Below are 18380 nucleotides of genomic sequence, written 5' to 3'. Positions count from 1 at the left end.
AAAGCATTAGATTAATAAAGTACGAATATCTTTAAGAAGCTTCGTAAGTTTATTTGTAAAGCGAGCTGCATCTGCACCATTAATTACACGGTGGTCATAAGACAATGACAACGGCAACATTAAGCGCGGATCAAAGTCTTTACCATTCCATACTGGCTGCATTGTTGCAGGTGAAATACCTAAAATTGCAACTTGTGGCCAGTTCACAAGAGGTGTAAATGCTGTGCCACCTATTGCACCTAAGCTTGAAATGGTGAAATTCGCACCTTGCAAGTCTTTCGGTGATAATTTCTTATCACGCGCTTTTTGACCTAACACACCCAATTCAACTGCAATTTGCTTAATTGATTTTTGGTCTGGGTTACGAAGTACTGGCACAGTTAAACCATCAGGTGTTGCTACTGCAATTCCCATATGGATTTCATTGCGCAAGAGCACTGATTTACCGTCATCAGATAGATGACCTGCGAACTCACGCTCTTCTTTCAACAAATGCGCAACCGCTTTGATAATGAATGCCATAATCGTCAGGCTGATACCTTCTTTTTTGAAGTTGCCTTTCAGTTCATTACGCCAATCTTCTAACTCAGTAATATCAGCCAAATCAAACTGGGTGACTTGCGGAATAAAATTGTTCAGCGACAATTGCGGAATTGATACTTGCTGCAAACGCGTCAGTACTTTTTCTTCCACGCCACCAAATGCAGTAAAGTCAGGAAGCTTTGGCAAACCTGAAACCGCTGGTGCAGCCGCAGCAACTGGCGCCGCCGCTTGCGGTGCAGTTAAACGACTCTTCACATAAGCAAAGATATCTTCTTTAACAACACGGCCATGCTCACCAGAAGTTTTAACTTGTGACAAAATCACGCCAAGTTCACGAGCCAGCTTACGAACAGCAGGGCCTGCATATACTTTAGCATTTTCAGCTTCTTGCTCTTTTGTTAACTTATCAACACCAGATGTTGATGCTACAGGTGCAGACTGAGTCGCAGCAGGAGCTGCCGCTTTAGGTTCTGCTGTCTGTGGAGCCGGTGCAGCTTCTGCTTTTGCCGCTGGAGCTGCTGCAGGTGCTTGACCTTCAGCTTCAATTGTTGCAAGTAATACGCCTTGGGAAACCTGTTGGCCTGCTTGTAAGTGAATTGCTTTTACAACACCGGCAACAGTACTTGGAACTTCTACCGTTGCTTTATCAGATTCAACCACAACAAGGCTTTGGTCTACATCAACTTTATCGCCAACTTGTACTAAGATTTCAGCAACAACTGCTTTATCTACACCTAAGTCAGGAACATTGATATCAACTGGACCAGATTGAGTAGCAGCGGCCGCTACAGTTTCTTGCTTTGCAGCAACTGGTTCAGCGGCCGCAGCTGGAGCTGCTGTAGAAGCAGAAGCTTCTGCTTGCGCACTTGATGCAGACGTCGTTTTCACTTGAATAAGAACAACACCTTCTTTAACGGTATCGCCTTCTTTCACTTGAATACTTTCTACAGTACCAGCAACACTGCTTGGAACTTCTACAGTCGCCTTATCTGACTCTACAACAACAATACTTTGTTCAACATCAATTTGGTCACCCACTTTAACGAGGATTTCACCAACCAATGCTTTCTCAACGCCGATGTCAGGTACAGTCACGTCAACTGTTGCAGTTGATGTAGCGGCAGCTGGTTGAGCTGAAGCTTGAGTTTGTTGTGCAGGTGCTGGAGCAGCTGGTTTTTCAGCCGCAGGAGCCGGTGTTGGCTCTGGTGCTGCTTGTGCTGCACCTTCTGCTTCGATCTCAATCAAAGCAACACCTTCAGTTACATCATCACCTTGGTTAATCAAGATGCTTTTTACCACACCTGCTGAAGTGCTAGGCACTTCAACAGTTGCTTTATCAGACTCAAGCACAACGATACTGTCGTCAACTTCAACGCGGTCGCCAACTTTTACTAAAATTTCAGCGACGTTTGCTTTATCTACACCAATATCAGGGGTCTTAATTTGCATGCTTAGTTCCCCTCACCTGTTTGCGTTTCATTGTATTCAGCAACTGGCTGAACTTCCGGATGTGCTTGTGGAGCCCATGCAACCGGACGGTCAGTATCTAACTCAAAGTTAGAAATTGCATCTTTCACTAAACGTGCATCTACTTCACCTTCGTCAGCTAGTTTTTTCAACGTAGCAACAACGATATGTGCAGCATCAACACCAAAGAAACTACGTAAGTTCGCACGTGTATCTGAACGGCCATAACCATCTGTACCCAATGCAACAAATGGACGACCATCTGGAAGGTACGCACGAATTTGTTCGCTATAAGCACGCATATGGTCTGTAGCAGAAACTACGATACCTTCTGTACCACGTAACTGCTTAGATACCCAAGATTCTTTCACTTCTTCAGCAAGTGGGTGTAGGCGGTTGTATTCTTCACATGCCATACCATCACGAGACAACTCATTGAAGCTTGTTACACTCCAAACGTTTGAATGGATTTGGTATTCATCACGTAAGATTTTCGCAGCTTTAATCACTTCACGAAGAATTACACCTGAACCAAGTAATTGAACAGTTGCTTTTTCATCTTTTTCGAACAAGTACATACCACGTTTAATGCCTTCCTCAGCGCCTTCTGGCATTGCAGGATGCTCGTAGTTCTCGTTCATTACTGTTAAGTAATAGAACACACGTTCTTGGTTTACATACATACGTTTTAAACCGTCATGTACGATTACAGCTAACTCATAGCCAAAACATGGATCGTAAGATACGCAGTTTGGAATCGTGTTCGCCAAGATATGTGAATGACCATCTTGGTGCTGTAGACCTTCACCATTCAACGTTGTACGACCAGCAGTTGCACCTAACAAGAAACCTTGAGCTTGCGCATCACCAGCTGCCCATGCAATGTCACCAATACGTTGGAAACCAAACATTGAGTAGTACATGTACATTGGAATCATTGGCAAGTTATTCGTTGAATAACTTGTCGCTAACGCAGCCCATGCACTCATCGCACCAGCTTCGTTAATCCCTTCTTGAAGCATGTGACCGTCACTTGCTTCACGGTAATGCATTAACTGTTCTTGGTCTTCTGGAGTATATTTTTGACCGTGAGCAGCATAAATACCAAGCTGACGGAACATACCTTCTAAACCGAAAGTACGTGCTTCATCTGGAACGATTGGCACTACGCGATCTTTAATTGCTTTTTCTTTAAGTAAAGCTGCAATTAAACGCACCATTACCATCGTAGTAGATTGTTCTTTACCACCTGAACCGTTTAATACAGCATCAAATACAGATAATTCAGGAATCGCTAAAGTTTCACTCTCACGACGACGTGCAGGTAGGTAACCACCTAATGCTTCACGACGCGCCTTCATGTACTTCATTTCTGGAGAGTTTTCACTTGGGCGGTAGAATGGGAGCTCTTCTAACTTATCATCTGTAAATGGCAGGTTAAAACGGTCACGTACATATTTCAAAGAGTCAATCTGCATTTTCTTGATTTGGTGAGTTTTATTCACCGCTTCAATTTCTTCAGACAAACCGTAACCTTTAACAGTTTTCGCAAGAATAACTGTTGGTTGACCTTTAGCTTTCATTGCTTCTGCATATGCAGCAAAAACCTTGTACGGGTCATGACCACCACGGTTGAGATTATCGATGTCTTCATCGCTTAAATCTTTTACAAGTTCCGCAGCTTCCGGGTACTTGCCAAAGAATTTCTCACGTGTATATGCACCACCTTTTACTTGATAGCGTTGGTACTCACCATCAACAGTTTCTTCCATTACCGCTTTTAAAGCGCCTGTGCTGTCTTTTGCAAGTAGTGGATCCCAATGACGGCCCCATACCACTTTAATGACACGCCAGCCCGCCCCACGGAATAAAGATTCTAATTCTTGAATAATTTTACCGTTACCACGTACAGGACCATCTAGACGCTGTAAGTTACAGTTAACTACCCAAATGAGGTTATCTAGCTTTTCACGACCAGCAAGTGAAATTGCACCAGTACTTTCTGGCTCATCCATTTCACCATCGCCGAGATATGCCCAGACTTTACGATCTTCTTCTTTGATCAAGCCACGGTTCATCAAATATTTTTGAATGTGTGCTTGATAAATCGACATGATTGGACCAAGACCCATTGATACAGTTGGGAATTGCCAATAGTCCGGCATTAAATATGGATGTGGATAGCTTGGTAAACCGTTACCGCCAACTTCACGGCGGAAATTACTTAACTGTTCTTCAGTTAAACGTCCTTCGAGGAATGAACGTGCATAAATACCAGGAGCACAGTGTCCTTGGTAATAAATCATATCTCCGCCAAAGTTATCACTGTTTGCGCGGAAGAAATGGTTAAAACCTACGTCATATAATGTTGCACTTGATGCGAAACTCGCCAAGTGACCACCTAAATCATCACCTGTTTTATTCGCACGAAGTACCATTGCTAAGGCATTCCAACGAATCAATGCACGAATACGGCGTTCCATATCTTGGTCGCCTGGCATTGCAGGTTGTTCTTCAACAGAAATTGTATTTAAGTAAGGTGTATTGAGACGTTGAATTGGAACATGCTTAGCAATTGCTTGTTGGTAAAGTTTTTCCAACAAGAATGCCGCTCGCTCAGTTCCCATATGTTGTAAAACTGAATCGAATGCATCTTGCCATTCTTGGGTTTCTTGTGCGTCGGAGTCACCGTAAAACGCCATAATTCACCTGTTCCTTGTTCTCTAATCTACTTTGTATTTTTACCACGTTTTGCCCCTCTCAAGTTATTGCCACGGGTGAATGTGAGGGGGCTCTATTATTTTCTGAATGAATAGTCATTGACCGAGCATGAGTCAAAATAACAAAAAAACGCCAATATTGGCGTTTTTTTATACGATCATTGCGTTAAGAAAGGTTTATATTCATTTTCAGATTCACAAATTCAATAACCTTGATCTTTTAAGAAATGCAATTAAGGCAACATTGCTAAGTAAGTTGATGGATTCTTACGTTGACCATCTTTAACTACTTCATAGTGTAAATGGGGTCCAGTACAACGACCTGTACAACCCACATTAGCAATATGGTCACCAGCAGAAACCTGATCACCCACACGAACCATTAAACGTGAAGCATGTGCATAGCGTGTTAAATAACCATTACCATGGTTGATTTCAACATATTGGCCATAACCTGTACCCCAACCTGATTTAGTTACAATACCAGGGCCTGTTGCATAGATTGGTGTACCACTTGGCGCAGACATATCCAAACCACCGTGATGCTCTGCACGACCACCCATGGTACGGCCACCAAAGTTAGAAGAAACACGTACGCTATCAGGAAGAGGATGAGAAACTAGCCAAGAATAAGGATTTGAAGAAGAGGCATTGAAAGAGCTTTTAGCGGTCGTATGACCATATTTTTTTGCCAGTGAGTCATTGTTGAGCTCAACTGTTTTTGGGCGTAAAGTGACTGAAACTTTAGCACTTGCCGGAAGATCTAAATCATCAGGATGCGTATATGAACCTTGAGATAATGTTTTTGATAACTGTTCCAATCGATCTGAGTCAGTAGATTGGTTAATATTTTGATAATCTGCAAAAGCAACCGATGCTGCCGAAGCGGCAAGTGAAAACGCTAATAAAATACGACGCGTATGCATAAAAACCTCTTGAAACTGTTCTTACTCAAGTTCCTTATGATCTCTTCCTTGATATCGGTTGAAATGAACGCTTAAGATTAGGACAAGAAACCATTCGAGAACGATCAATGTCTAAACCCGATAACGTTTTTCAACAATCCGGAAAACACATAAAAACAGGAAACCTTACGTTTCTAACAACGCAAGTCGCGCAATGGCAAAGACTTACGAAAATAATCCAACCCTTATTGCCCCAACCGGAACAATGGCAGGTCGTGTGTTATCAAAATGGCACTTTAATTATTACTGGTGAAAATCAGGCAATGATTAGTCAACTCAGCTATTTACAGAGCCAATATATATCTAAATTATCTCAACTTGAAGGATTAAAAGACCTACAAAGAATTCAAGTTCGCCTAAGAAATAAAACTATTTCTACAGCGCCCCCATCTGAGCCTTCTAAATCCATCCCCCCGGAAACACAAGAAATGTTACGTAGTGCTGCCGACTTCGTGAGCGACCCTAAGCTTAGCCAAGCTTTACTACGTTTGGCAAGCAATAAAAAATGATGAGCTTTCTATTCCTTAATTAGAATCGTTTTTATTATGTGACTAAAATCACAATTTTTATTGTTACATTATAACGTAGCCAAATAAAGACAATGACTTATGTCACACTCACGTATGGAATTGGACAGTCTTTCTCGTCATTAAATGTTACAATTTCATAATTACTCGGATCACTTTGAACATTGCGTAATAGCTGATTATTTAAAGCATGTCCTGACTTATAACCATCAAACTTGGCAATAATTTGATGACCAAGTAAATACAAATCACCTACTGCATCTAAAATTTTGTGTCGGACAAACTCATCAGCAAATCGCAAACCTTCTTCGTTCACAACCCCTGTGTCATCTACACCAATGGCATTATCCAGACTTGCACCTAAAGCCAAATTATTTGCTTTGAGGTAATCTAAGTCTTTCATAAAGCCAAAAGTTCGTGCTTCACTGACCTCATACACAAACGTTTCGGTCGAAAAATCGATAGTCGCAGACTGATATTCTTTTGCAAAGGCAGGATGATCGAAATCAATCGTAAAGTTAAGTTGAAAACCATTATGTGGTCTAAAAATTGCTTTTTTATCATCAATTAAAGCTTCAACTGGCTTTAATATTCTTATAAATTTTTTCGGGGCATCTTGTTCACGCAGGCCGCCTTGCATGAGCAAGTAAATAAATGGTCCAGCACTACCGTCCATAATTGGAACTTCAGATGCAGACACTTCTACGATTAAATTATCAATACCTAAACCCGCAATCGCACTCATTACATGCTCAATTGTCCCGACCTTAATATCACCAGTGACAAGGTTTGAGCACATAAATGCTTCTTGAATGAGCAATGCATTAGCAGGAATATCGACTGGTGGATCCAAATCGATACGGCGAAATACAATACCTCCATCCACGGTATGTGGAATGAAATTGATCATCACTTTTTGACCGCTATGAAGACCTATTCCACTCGCTTTTACCACACGATTGAGAGTACGTTGTTTCACCATGCTTTGTAACTTCTTTTTTAAAACCGCTATACGTTAGCATATTTAGTCATTGATCAAAAATAAAAAAAGGCAGTGTTTATACACTGCCTTTTAATAGATTGGACGCTAAATTACTTACGTTGCTGATTTTTCAAGTAATCTTGAATACTCATTGGCGAAGAACGCGGTGATGAACTTGGTGCATTATTTACATCATTTTCAGCATTTTGACGTTTATTAATTGCAGGAACATCATCTTCATCTACAGATTGTGCAGATTGAGTTGCAGTATGGCTTACTGTATTACGCTTTCTTGGTTCTGCATCAGCTGCATTACGTGTTAAACCAGTAGCTATAACAGTTACACGTAATTCATCACGCGCATCTGGGTCAAATACCGTACCGTAGAAGATCTCACCTTCATCAAGGTCAACAATTTGGTTAACCACATCAGTAATGATTTCAGTTTCACGTAACGTGATGTCATCACCACCTGTAATGTTAATTAATACGCCTTTCGCATTAATAATATTCACATTATCAAGTAGTGGACTACGGATTGCCTGTTCAGCAGCTTGACGCGCACGGTCTTCACCACGGCCTAAACCAGCACCCATCATTGCATAACCACGAGTACTCATTGCAGTTTTCAAATCGGCGAAGTCAAGGTTAATGTGACCACGGTTAACAACAAGGTCAAAGATACTACGTACAGCGTTTAACAATACATCATCTGCCTTTTTATAGGCATCTTTCATTGAAATATCACCATACACGCTTAATAAACGTTGGTTAGGAATAATAATCAATGAATCAACATGTGCTTCAAGCGCTTCAATACCACGCTCAGCAGATTTTTGACGACGACGACCTTCAAAGTTAAATGGAGTTGTTACAACACCAACAGTCAAAATCCCCATTTCTTTAGCAACTTCGGCAACAACCGGAGCAGCACCAGTACCTGTACCACCACCCATACCAGCGGTTACAAATACCATGTCAGTTCCTTCAAGGTGCTGACGAATAATTTCACGGCTTTCTTCTGCGGCAACCTGACCTACTTCAGGGTTAGCACCAGCACCAAGACCACGCGTACTTTGCTCACCTAACTGAATTTTGAAAGGGGCATTCATACAGTCAAGTGCTTGTTTATCTGTATTGGCACAAACGAATTTAACACCCTGAATATCAGACTGTACCATGTGCTGAACGGCATTACCGCCACCGCCACCTACACCAAATACAGTGAAACGGGCTTGACCGTTGCCATCGTTTAGTTCATCTTCTATAAATTCAAATGAGGCCATGACCTTTAGGGTTCCTAATACATTATGGCAGTCACTTCAGCCCGTATACTGCCTTGATTTTCAAAAATAACTAATTTTAAGAATGCTGTGCAATACAAACCTTGTCAAGTACAGTGGTTTTCTCTTACAACTTCCTAACAATTCTACCAATAAATCCATACATCCTAAAAAATGGCTTTAAGTTTGCTATTAAACGCATTCCAGCCATTCACCATTCGTTCCCATACCGAACGGTCATTTCCCTCTTCAGGTTCCTCAACAGCTTCTTGTAATTCGCTTTGGCTAAACATAAGCAAACCAGCTGCTGTCGCATACATTGATCGGCGTAATGCAGCTTGATGCTGATCATCAGCATACACCTGTAACGGTGGATTACCTAAATGAGCAGACACACCTAGCATACGACGCGCTAAACTCACCATACCTTCAATCTGGCAAGCATCACCTGTCAATACAACGCCATGATATAGGCCATGGATTGCACCGCTTTGTTCGAGTTCTTCGCGAATTTGGCTGAAAATCTCTTCATAACGCGCAATAATAATTTCTGATAACTCAATACGACTAATCGTTTGAGGTCCATCAATACCCTGTACCTGAATCATATGGTCAGGCTTAACAGCACTTAGATCAACACAGCCATGCAGAATTTTAATGCGTTCAGCTTCTTCAGTGGTTGTTTGCAACACAGCAGCAATGTCACGTGTCACATGTTCACCACCACGCTGTAATGTACGTGCTAAAGCCAAACGGCCATCTAAATAAACTGCCAGGTTGGTAATACCTGCACCAATATCAACAAGACAAACGCCATATTCTTTTTCATCTTTCAGCAAACTTGCTTCAGCCGTAGCTAAGCAAGAGACCACCATTTTCTCTACACCAATGTTCGCACCTTTCATGGCACGATCAAGGTTTTGCATAGTGGCAATCGGCATCATCATGAGTTGATAGTGGCCAGTCATGCTATGAGCGGTCATATTGATTGGGTTTTGAACCCATTCAGCAGAGTCGCCTAACTCAAACCCTAACGGGACAGCACTTGCTAAATAGTAATCAGAAGTCACATGGCTTGCTTTTGCTAATTCTAATGCACGTACAACTTCATTGGTTGTAATCACATGTGCTGGATTAGCAACAGGTGTGCGTCCAGAAGCATAGAAACTTTGCAGCTCGGTACTCGGAATAGATACCCACGCACTATGAATGCGACATTCGGCCATATTTTCCGCTTCAGCAACGGCGTTTTTAATCGCAGCAATGACTTTATCGAGACTTACAATTTTTCCTTTGTTCATGCCTCGATTGCGAGCAGTTGCCATACCGATAACCTGAATGTTATCCGGCGCATGAATTTTTCCAATCAAAACTGAAACTTTATGCGTCCCAATGTCAATCGCAACAACTGAGGGAACAGCTTCACTCATCACTCATACCATTTCTTTGTTGTCTAATACCAGGCAAATTGCCTATTTTAAAGCCACGTATTATGGCTTTGCTTTTGCACCACCTGCAATGCTTGTGTCATCACTCGTTACAACAAACTGACCATTCACAATTTTAGGTGGGGTTGCATTCTTCCATTGAATAGATAATCCATTACGATATCGCAAATCAATGGCTGAGATTTTCGTCCACACAGGTTTTAGGTCAGATTGTGCCAAGTGACTTAAACGTTGCAATTTATTCATTGTTTGGTCTTGGTCAACAATAATTCGTAAACCAGAGTCAAACTGCATAAACCAAGTCATTCGCTCTGTTAGATATAACTCTTTTAAACGTAAATTAACAGGATGGAATAACTGATTAATTTCATTATAGCGTCGCATCATCATTTTAGACTGGCTTACCGGACCATGTAGCAGCGGAAGCTCAGGATGAAGTCTCGGTTCTGCCTCACTAAATACGTCACCACCATCGCTTAATAAGCGACCTGTTCCCCAACGGGCGATCGCATGTCGAGGCATCACACGAACACGAATACCATTTGGCCAGGCACGAGATACGACAACTCGGTCTACCCATGAAATTTCTAATGCTTTATCACGAATCTGCTCTAAGTCAGACGTAAAATAATTATCTTTTACAATCGGTTGCACATATCGCATCACTTGCTGATTCTCAACCGGAGTTGTTGAACCTACCACTTCAAGTTTTGCGACAGTTGCATCAGTAATAACTTTATATAGACCGTAAATTCCGGCTGCCAAGACTAAAAAGGCAATAACCAGCAACACCCATCCGCCAGCATTGGCAAGCTTTTGCTTGCGCGTAGGCGGTTTTTCATGAATGGAGGTAATCGCCGCACGTTTACGGCGCATGGAAGCCGGAAGTTGTGCCATATTTAAGCCGTACCTTCCAATGTTTGCTCAAGAATTGCAACACACAATTCATCAAAACTATAACCCACAGCTTTAGCTGCTTTTGGCACAAGCGAGTGGCTGGTCATACCTGGTACGGTATTTACTTCTAAAAGCCAGAAATTACCTTGCTCATCCTGCATTGCATCAATACGGCCCCAACCTTCTGCACCTACGGCTTGGAAAGCACGTAAACATAAGGCTTGTAAGTTTTTCTCTTCGGTTTCACTAAGACCGCAAGGAATACCATATTCGACATCATTACGTTGATATTTTGCTTCATAATCATAGAAAGCAACATCTGCTGGTGGCTGCAAACGAATAACAGGTAAAGGCTGACCATTTAAGAATGAAATCGTAAATTCACGACCCGTAATCCATTTTTCTGCCATCACTACAGCATCGTGCTGAGTTGCTTTTTCAATTGCTGCTGCAAAATCTTCAGCTTTCTCAACCTTACTCATGCCTACACTTGAACCTTCATGTACAGGCTTGATAATGACAGGTAAACCTAATTCAGCAATGACTGAATCTAGGTCAGTCTCTTTAGTAATAATGCGATACGGTGCTGTTGGTAAGTCACTGCCTTGCCAAATTTGTTTGGTTTTGACCTTGTCCATACCAATTGCAGAACCTTGCACACCTGTTCCTGTATAAGGAATGTTTAACCACTCAAGTGCGCCTTGGATTTGACCGTCTTCACCACCACGACCATGCAAAACAATGAATGCGCGGTCGTAATTTACAAGTTCAGTTATGCTACGGTCTTGCGGATCAAATGCCTCAGCCTGAACACCTGAACGTAACAAAGCGTCCAGAACTGCCTGACCACTATCTAAAGACACAGCACGCTCAGCCGATTTTCCACCAAGTAACACAGCAACTTTGCCGAATTTTGTAGCATTTGACACGTTTAAATCCTTAACCCGATAATTCAATATTTTTTGTTTATTTCACATACAAATGATGCTGTGCAAGTTCTACTGAAATTGCTCCCACGTTACCTGCACCTTGCGTTAATAACAAGTCATTTGGTTGTAACACATTTTGCATGATGTTTTGCAAATTACCGTCAACCGGATCAATCAAAATCGGCTCCACCTGACCACGCAAACGAATACTACGCGCCAAAGTACGGCTATCTGCACCAACAATTGGTTTTTCCCCAGCCGGATAAACTTCTAGTAATAATAATTGGTCGACTTGAGATAAAACTTCAATAAAGTCATCAAAACAATCACGAGTACGAGAGTAACGGTGTGGTTGGAAAAGCATTACTAAACGACGGTCAGGGTGACTCTGACGAGCAGCTTTAATTGTAGCTTCCACTTCTTTCGGGTGGTGTCCATAGTCATCAACTAATTTCACATTACCTTCACCAAGCTCAAATTCACCTTGTACTTGGAAACGACGTCCAACACCACTAAAGCCTTTTAATGCACGGCTAATTGCTTCATCTGAAACGCCTTCATCAGTAGCAACACCAATTGCAGCCAAAGCATTTAAAACATTATGTAAACCAGGCTGATTAATCGTTAGACGTAACGGTTCACGGCCCTTACGTAACACCGTAAAGTGCGAACGCATGCCATCTTGCTCTACATCAATCGCACGAATGTCATTATCTTCGTTAAAACCATAGGTAATAACCGGACGGCCTACACGCGGCAAAATCTCACGAACGTTTGCATCATCACCACAAACTACCGCTAAACCATAAAACGGTAAGTTATGTAGGAATTGTACAAACGTATCTTTTAATTTATCAAAGCTACCTTCATAAGTGTCCATATGGTCAGCATCGATGTTGGTTACAATCGCTGCCATTGGCTGTAAATAAAGGAAAGATGCATCTGATTCGTCAGCTTCAGCAACAATAAAACGGCTTTCACCAAGAGCGGCATTTACACCAGTACTGTTAAGTAAACCACCGATCACATAAGTTGGGTCAAGGTTTTCTTCAGCCAACATAGTGGTTAACAAACTCGTTGTTGTGGTTTTGCCATGTGTACCTGCTACCGCGATACCATGACGGTAACGCATAAGCTCACCGAGCATTTCTGCACGACGTACAATCGGAGTACGTTGTTCAATCGCTGCTTTAATTTCCGGATTTTCCGGATCAATTGCAGTTGAAACCACAAGCACATTGGCATTTTTAATATTTTCTGCTTCGTGTCCGATATAGACTTTAATGCCATTTTCTTCTAATTGTTGTGTAGTTTTAGAAGCTTTAATATCTGAACCGGAAATTTTATATCCTTGGTTAGCTAACACCTCAGCAATACCACACATACCTGCTCCGCCAATACCCACAAAATGAATGTGTTTGATACGGCGCATTTCAGGCACTTTAATCAATTTTTTTGCTTGGTTTGCAGCTGTTATTGGAGACATAGTAAATCCGATTACATTTTTTGAATAAGATCAACCACATGCTGAGTTGCATTTGGTTGGGCATGTTGACGCGCTTTCACTGCCATTTCTGTAAGTAATGGGCGGTTCATCAACGTGGTAAACAATTGATTTAAAACTTCTGGTGTCATGGTCGATTGCTGGCAAATTTTTGCAGCGCCGACATCGGCCAGAAATTTAGCATTTGCAGTTTGGTGGTCATCTACCGCGATTGGAAGCGGTACAAAAACTGCTGCAACACCAGCAGTTGCAACCTCTGTCACTGTTAATGCCCCAGCACGGCAAATAATCAGATCTGCTTCGCTATACGCTTTTGCCATATCTTCAATAAAAGGCAAAACCTGTACAGTTAAATTTGCTGGCGCATCTGTATACAAAGCTTGAGTTGCCTCAACTTGTTGCTGACCACACTGATGGAAAATATTCAGTGGAACTTGAAGTTGTTTTAATGCTGGAGGTAAACGTTCATTGAGTGCTTTTGCACCTAAAGAACCGCCTACAATTAAAATATTTAAGGGTTTACCCGCTTGCTCACGCTCATCGTAACGCCACTTTGGGCTTAAGATATCAGTGATCTCGCGACGTACCGGATTTCCAGTCGTTACCACTTTTTCGCTAGCAGGAAAAGTATTTGGAAATGCTTCACACACCACTTTAGCCACGCGTGATAACTGTGCATTGGTAAAACCAGCAACCGCATTTTGTTCATGAATAAGAACAGGAATACCTAATAAGCGCGCCGCCAAGCCACCAGGGCCTGCAACATAACCACCAAAGCCAGCTACCGCGTCAACTTTAAGCTGTTTCATATAGCGCATTGCGCTAAAAGTTGCTTTTAAAATTTTCAAAGGTGCAGCGAGTTTACGGATGACTCCATTTCCGCGCACACCTTGAATATCAATTTGATAAATTGGAATATTTTGATCTTTTAATAACCGATTTTCCATACCTGTTGGCGTGGCTAACCATGAAACCTGACAACCTTGTTGTTGAAGTTGTTTGGCTACGGCGAGGGCTGGAAAAACATGTCCACCAGTACCGGCAGCCATCATCATGACATGTTTAGGTTTGCTTTGCTGTGAATCTGTCACGGTCTAATTCTTCAACTTAAAAAACAATGGAAATTGTCATCTATTTTTGTAGCCGTTTATTTTAATCCTAAAGCTTCATTAACGAAAAGCGAATTTCACTCGTTTATAACAGAAAGATGTGCTTTTTTGAAAATATACCTACAAAGCGCTAGCGTATTTCATATTGTGGTTTTATTAATTCATATATTTTTAGGTGATTTCCCATTATTAACAGAGGAAATCACCTAAAGTAGCTATTTATGCAGGACAACCAGCTTCTAATACGTCAAATAGATCATCGGCAATTGAAGTACCAAATTGAGCATCAATTTCACGAATACAGGTTGGGCTGGTGACATTAATTTCAGTGACATAATTACCAATTACATCAAGTCCAACAAATACCAAACCTTTTTCACGCAAGAAAGGCCCAATTTTCGCTGCAATCAGCTTATCATTTTCAGTAAGCGGACGTGCTTGACCTAAACCACCAGCTGCCAAATTCCCGCGCACTTCACCATTTTGTGGAATACGAGCGAGACAGTAAGGAACAGGCTCACCATTCACCATTAGAATGCGTTTATCCCCTTCTACAATTTCAGGAATATAACGCTGTGCCATAATTGGACGAGTGCCTAGTTCTGTTAGCATTTCTAAGGTAGAACCAATATTTACACCATCTTGGTATAAACGGAAAATTCCCATCCCACCCATACCATCAAGTGGCTTAACAATTACATCGCCATGTTCTTTAATAAATTCACGAATTAAACTTTGCTGTGATGTCACAAGTGTAGGCACTTGTAGCTCTGGAAACTGCGTAGCAAAAAGTTTTTCATTGCAATCACGCAGTGATTGAGGCTTGTTAATAATCCATGCGCCTTCGCGCTCAGCTTGCTCAAGCACGTAAGTCGTGTAGACAAAATTCATATCAAATGGTGGGTCTTTACGCATGAGCACAACATCATAAGCCGCGATAGATTCTTTTTTCTTTTCACCTAGCTCATAGTAATGGCTGTAATCTTCAAAGACCTCTAAAGGAGAGATCAGGCCGTAAGCTTTACCTTGATCGATATATAAATCTTGCTGTAATGCATAACCCAATTCATGTCCACGACGGCTCGCCGCCCACAACATTGCCATGGTTGAATCCTTTTTAAGGTTTACGGTTTCAATCGGATCCATGACGACAAGTACACGCATGCTCAAGCTCTTCTTAAAATTTAAATTAGCATGAGTATAACTGAGATTTTTCACTGGTTTTTCTTAATTTCAGTAAAACAATACCTGTTATTTCTTGATCTGGAATTTAAATAAATTCAGTTAAACTATGACCATAAAATATTATTTTTAAAGGCTAAAGATGAAACTTTATCGCTATTTAACTGGTCCCGATGACTCTGCCTTTTGCGCACGAGTGACTAAAGCACTCAATCACGGCTGGGAATTATATGAAGCGCCAACCATGACTTTTAATGGTACTCAAGTGATTGTGGGGCAAGCCATTTGCAAAACAATTGATGAAAATTATGATCCAGAAATGGATATTTTAGATGTTCTCAAAAACAATGCTTAACTCCCCGGGTACTTTTAGCCATAAAGTACCCTCATCAAAACCCTATTCATAAATAAAACTAATCATTTCATTCAATCGAATTTTTAATAAATAAATTATATTTTAAAAATCAATTATTAAAAAACAATCAATGTAATTTTGCAGGCAATAGTTCTTTTATTCTAAATAATTAAATGATTATAATTATCATTTATACTTTGATTTTTGTTAACTGATTTTATTTTTATGTTAAGAATTTCTATATCATCTCCCCAAATTAAGCGTCTTTTCCCGCTGAGCTTACTCAGTTTAATGATTTTGAATATTCAAGGTGCCTATGCAGAAGACTTGACTGACTCATCATCGAAAGTGGCGGCTACCATGCCCACCATAAAAATTGAGGCCATGAGTGAGCTAGACCCGATTAAAAGCTATATCGACTATGACAAAGCCAATGTCACACGTAACGGTTTAGACAAAAAAGATATTCCTCAAACCATTGATACGATTGATGTTCAGAAATATAAAATTTATGGATCAAATGATTTAAGCGTTATGTTGCAAGGCACCCCTGGCGTATCAACCAGTTACGATATGCGCGGTGATGGCATCACGATTCGTGGTTTTGGTGCTGATACAGGCGATATTTACCGCGATGGCATACGTGAAAGCGGACAAGTACGTCGTAGTACAGCCAATATTGAACGTATTGAAATTTTAAAAGGCCCCGCTTCGGTTTTATATGGTCGTAGTGCTGGTGGCGGGGTTGTGAATATGGTGAGTAAGTTCGCCAATTTTGACTCTAAAAGTTCAGTTGGTACGTACGCAGGTTCTTATGATAACTACGGAACAACTGCCGACATCAATCAAGTCATTAATGACAATTTAGCAGTACGTTTGACTGGAGAATATGGTGAGTCAGGAAGCTTCCGCTCTGGTATTGAAAATAAAATTGAAATGTTTTCACCAAGTTTCACTCATAAAAATGATGATGGAACACTCACTTGGACCACACAATATACCTATGACAAATTAGGTCGTGTGCCTGATCGTGGGCCAACGCGTGATAATCTACCTGCAGGTACATCTATCAAAACAGGATTTGCCCAAGATGGCGATTATGTTGATGATATTTTGCAAGTGGTACGTACCGATGTGAATTATGAATATGCGCCTGACTGGAACTTCCACTGGGCAGCGAGTTACCGTCAAGCAGAACAAAACTTTGATCATTTTTATTTTGGGACTTATTGTGGGTTAGATGGTAAAGATTTAAAAGGTAAAACCTGTACAACAAAAAAAGGCTATATCAATCAAATTTACTACTGGCAACAAACTAGCAATAAGACCACGACCAATACATTTGATATTAAGGGCAAGTTTAAAACAGGCTCGCTTGAGCACCAAATTATGGTCGGTACAGACTGGACCTATGAACAACGAGAACCACGCCTAGCCAATAAGACTCAAAACGGTTCAGCTATTTATGGTTACGTTAATCCAATCACTGGTGAACGTGAATATAGTCGTGGTAATGGCCCTCTTTTAATTAGCCAACATAACTATAATGAAGGTACCACTTATGGTGTATTTGTTCAGGATTTAATTGGTCTAAATGACCAACTTAAACTCATGATGGGCCTACGTTATGATTACTTTGACTTTTCAACTACCAATAAACTTAATAATGATCATCGTAATGTAAAAGACAGTACTTTTAGTCCAAATGTGGGTTTAGTATGGCAACCTGTTCCAGAGCATAGCTTTTATACCTCTTACTCTAAGAGTTTTGCACCATTTGGCGGACAAATGGGTGTTAACCAAGTTACTGGAAACACCGATGTCACAAAAATGGATAAAGAGCCTCAATATAACGAGCAATATGAAGTTGGAGTAAAAAGTGAATGGTTAGATAATCGTTTAAATACACAATTTTCTGTCTTTAATATTCGTAAAAATAATATTCGCTATAAACCGAACCCTGACAGTGAACCAGAGGTATGGGCAACTGCTGGTCAACATCAATCTCGTGGTCTCGAATTTAGTTTTATTGGCCGTGTACTTGATAATGTCTTTGTTCGCGGTGGGTATGGCTATACCGATGCAAAAGTAAAAGAAGACAAACAAAATCCTGAACGTGAAGGCAACTATTTAGCAAACACATCTAAGAACACAGGTAATTTATTTGTTCGCTATTTACCAACCGAGCAGTGGTATACCGAGGTAGGTGTGACTTATGTTGGGTCGTATTATCCAAATATTAATAATCAAGTAAAAATGGAAGGCTTTAACCGTGTCGATGCAGCGATTGGCTACAGTGCCGACCCTTGGAATGTCACACTTGCGGTAAATAACCTAACCAATAAAGAGTACTGGCGTTCGGACAGTATGCCAGGCACACCACGTAATGTGTTATTGCGTTTAAATTATCAGTTTTAAGTAAGTATTAAAAAGGCATACCCCTATTTAGGGGTATGCCTTTTTATTTTT

The 18380-nt window shown here is 41.0% G+C and carries 14 protein-coding genes; 3 read left to right on the top strand and 11 right to left on the bottom strand.

The window, feature by feature from the left end:
• Nucleotides 1-6 precede the first annotated feature (6 nt).
• From ACH63V_RS06350 to ACH63V_RS06340, 3 genes are all read right to left on the bottom strand, one after another.
• Nucleotides 7-1992: a 2-oxo acid dehydrogenase subunit E2 gene (locus ACH63V_RS06350; protein ID WP_396463016.1), complete on the bottom strand. Its 1986-nt coding sequence runs from the start codon at nucleotides 1990-1992 to the stop codon at nucleotides 7-9.
• Between the two features lie 2 nt (nucleotides 1993-1994).
• The gene (gene aceE / locus ACH63V_RS06345; protein WP_263614819.1) at nucleotides 1995-4712 is read right to left on the bottom strand and encodes a pyruvate dehydrogenase (acetyl-transferring), homodimeric type; all 2718 of its coding nucleotides are present in this window, start codon (nucleotides 4710-4712) and stop codon (nucleotides 1995-1997) included.
• A gap of 251 nt (nucleotides 4713-4963) precedes the next feature.
• Nucleotides 4964-5656: a M23 family metallopeptidase gene (locus ACH63V_RS06340; RefSeq protein WP_263614820.1), complete on the bottom strand. Its 693-nt coding sequence runs from the start codon at nucleotides 5654-5656 to the stop codon at nucleotides 4964-4966.
• A 107-nt stretch (nucleotides 5657-5763) separates the two neighbouring features.
• On the opposite strand from ACH63V_RS06340, the gene ACH63V_RS06335 reads away from it, so the two are divergent.
• A complete protein-coding gene (locus ACH63V_RS06335) occupies nucleotides 5764-6204 on the top strand; it encodes a DUF721 domain-containing protein (RefSeq protein WP_263614821.1) in 441 nt (146 codons plus the stop codon).
• Between the two features lie 97 nt (nucleotides 6205-6301).
• On the opposite strand, the gene lpxC is transcribed toward ACH63V_RS06335, so the two are convergent.
• From lpxC to gshB, 8 genes are all read right to left on the bottom strand, one after another.
• Nucleotides 6302-7204 (bottom strand): UDP-3-O-acyl-N-acetylglucosamine deacetylase, encoded by a 903-nt coding sequence (gene lpxC / locus ACH63V_RS06330; protein WP_031982274.1) that lies wholly within the window; start codon nucleotides 7202-7204, stop codon nucleotides 6302-6304.
• Nucleotides 7205-7314: 110 nt separating this feature from the next.
• Nucleotides 7315-8490, bottom strand: a complete 1176-nt coding sequence (ftsZ, locus tag ACH63V_RS06325) for a cell division protein FtsZ (RefSeq protein ID WP_002053783.1) — start codon at nucleotides 8488-8490, stop codon at nucleotides 7315-7317.
• 164 nt (nucleotides 8491-8654) lie between these two features.
• Nucleotides 8655-9917 (bottom strand): cell division protein FtsA, encoded by a 1263-nt coding sequence (ftsA, locus tag ACH63V_RS06320; protein WP_002053865.1) that lies wholly within the window; start codon nucleotides 9915-9917, stop codon nucleotides 8655-8657.
• Nucleotides 9918-9977: 60 nt separating this feature from the next.
• On the bottom strand, nucleotides 9978-10832 hold the full coding sequence (locus tag ACH63V_RS06315) for a cell division protein FtsQ/DivIB (protein ID WP_002053744.1): 855 nt from the start codon (nucleotides 10830-10832) through the stop codon (nucleotides 9978-9980).
• Between the two features lie 2 nt (nucleotides 10833-10834).
• Nucleotides 10835-11761: a D-alanine--D-alanine ligase gene (locus tag ACH63V_RS06310; protein ID WP_396463015.1), complete on the bottom strand. Its 927-nt coding sequence runs from the start codon at nucleotides 11759-11761 to the stop codon at nucleotides 10835-10837.
• A 37-nt stretch (nucleotides 11762-11798) separates the two neighbouring features.
• A complete protein-coding gene (murC, locus tag ACH63V_RS06305; protein WP_033855553.1) occupies nucleotides 11799-13247 on the bottom strand; it encodes a UDP-N-acetylmuramate--L-alanine ligase in 1449 nt (482 codons plus the stop codon).
• Nucleotides 13248-13258: 11 nt separating this feature from the next.
• Nucleotides 13259-14356, bottom strand: a complete 1098-nt coding sequence (gene murG / locus ACH63V_RS06300; protein WP_396463014.1) for an undecaprenyldiphospho-muramoylpentapeptide beta-N-acetylglucosaminyltransferase — start codon at nucleotides 14354-14356, stop codon at nucleotides 13259-13261.
• A gap of 237 nt (nucleotides 14357-14593) precedes the next feature.
• A complete protein-coding gene (gshB, locus tag ACH63V_RS06295) occupies nucleotides 14594-15538 on the bottom strand; it encodes a glutathione synthase (RefSeq protein WP_396463013.1) in 945 nt (314 codons plus the stop codon).
• Between the two features lie 160 nt (nucleotides 15539-15698).
• On the opposite strand from gshB, the gene ACH63V_RS06290 reads away from it, so the two are divergent.
• On the top strand, nucleotides 15699-15911 hold the full coding sequence (locus tag ACH63V_RS06290) for a DUF1737 domain-containing protein (protein ID WP_077163725.1): 213 nt from the start codon (nucleotides 15699-15701) through the stop codon (nucleotides 15909-15911).
• Between the two features lie 225 nt (nucleotides 15912-16136).
• Entirely contained in the window at nucleotides 16137-18329 is a 2193-nt protein-coding gene (locus ACH63V_RS06285) for a TonB-dependent receptor (protein WP_396463012.1), read from the top strand.
• Nucleotides 18330-18380: the final 51 nt, after the last annotated feature.

This window comes from Acinetobacter sp. ABJ-A23_2 (assembly GCF_044538765.1).
In the GTDB taxonomy this organism is placed as follows: domain Bacteria; phylum Pseudomonadota; class Gammaproteobacteria; order Pseudomonadales; family Moraxellaceae; genus Acinetobacter; species Acinetobacter nosocomialis_A.
This window is presented reverse-complemented; position numbering and strand designations above follow the sequence as displayed.

Bases quoted from the DNA above. Each gene is read 5' to 3' on its own strand.
- ACH63V_RS06350 (WP_396463016.1), bottom strand. From the start codon at position 1,992: ATGCAAATTAAGACCCCTGATATTGGTGTAGATAAAGCAAACGTCGCT.
- aceE (WP_263614819.1), bottom strand. From the start codon at position 4,712: ATGGCGTTTTACGGTGACTCCGACGCACAAGAAACCCAAGAATGGCAA.
- ACH63V_RS06340 (WP_263614820.1), bottom strand. From the start codon at position 5,656: ATGCATACGCGTCGTATTTTATTAGCGTTTTCACTTGCCGCTTCGGCA.
- ACH63V_RS06335 (WP_263614821.1), top strand. From the start codon at position 5,764: ATGTCTAAACCCGATAACGTTTTTCAACAATCCGGAAAACACATAAAA.
- lpxC (WP_031982274.1), bottom strand. From the start codon at position 7,204: ATGGTGAAACAACGTACTCTCAATCGTGTGGTAAAAGCGAGTGGAATA.
- ftsZ (WP_002053783.1), bottom strand. From the start codon at position 8,490: ATGGCCTCATTTGAATTTATAGAAGATGAACTAAACGATGGCAACGGT.
- ftsA (WP_002053865.1), bottom strand. From the start codon at position 9,917: ATGAGTGAAGCTGTTCCCTCAGTTGTTGCGATTGACATTGGGACGCAT.
- ACH63V_RS06315 (WP_002053744.1), bottom strand. From the start codon at position 10,832: ATGGCACAACTTCCGGCTTCCATGCGCCGTAAACGTGCGGCGATTACC.
- murC (WP_033855553.1), bottom strand. From the start codon at position 13,247: ATGTCTCCAATAACAGCTGCAAACCAAGCAAAAAAATTGATTAAAGTG.
- gshB (WP_396463013.1), bottom strand. From the start codon at position 15,538: ATGCGTGTACTTGTCGTCATGGATCCGATTGAAACCGTAAACCTTAAA.
- ACH63V_RS06290 (WP_077163725.1), top strand. From the start codon at position 15,699: ATGAAACTTTATCGCTATTTAACTGGTCCCGATGACTCTGCCTTTTGC.
- ACH63V_RS06285 (WP_396463012.1), top strand. From the start codon at position 16,137: ATGTTAAGAATTTCTATATCATCTCCCCAAATTAAGCGTCTTTTCCCG.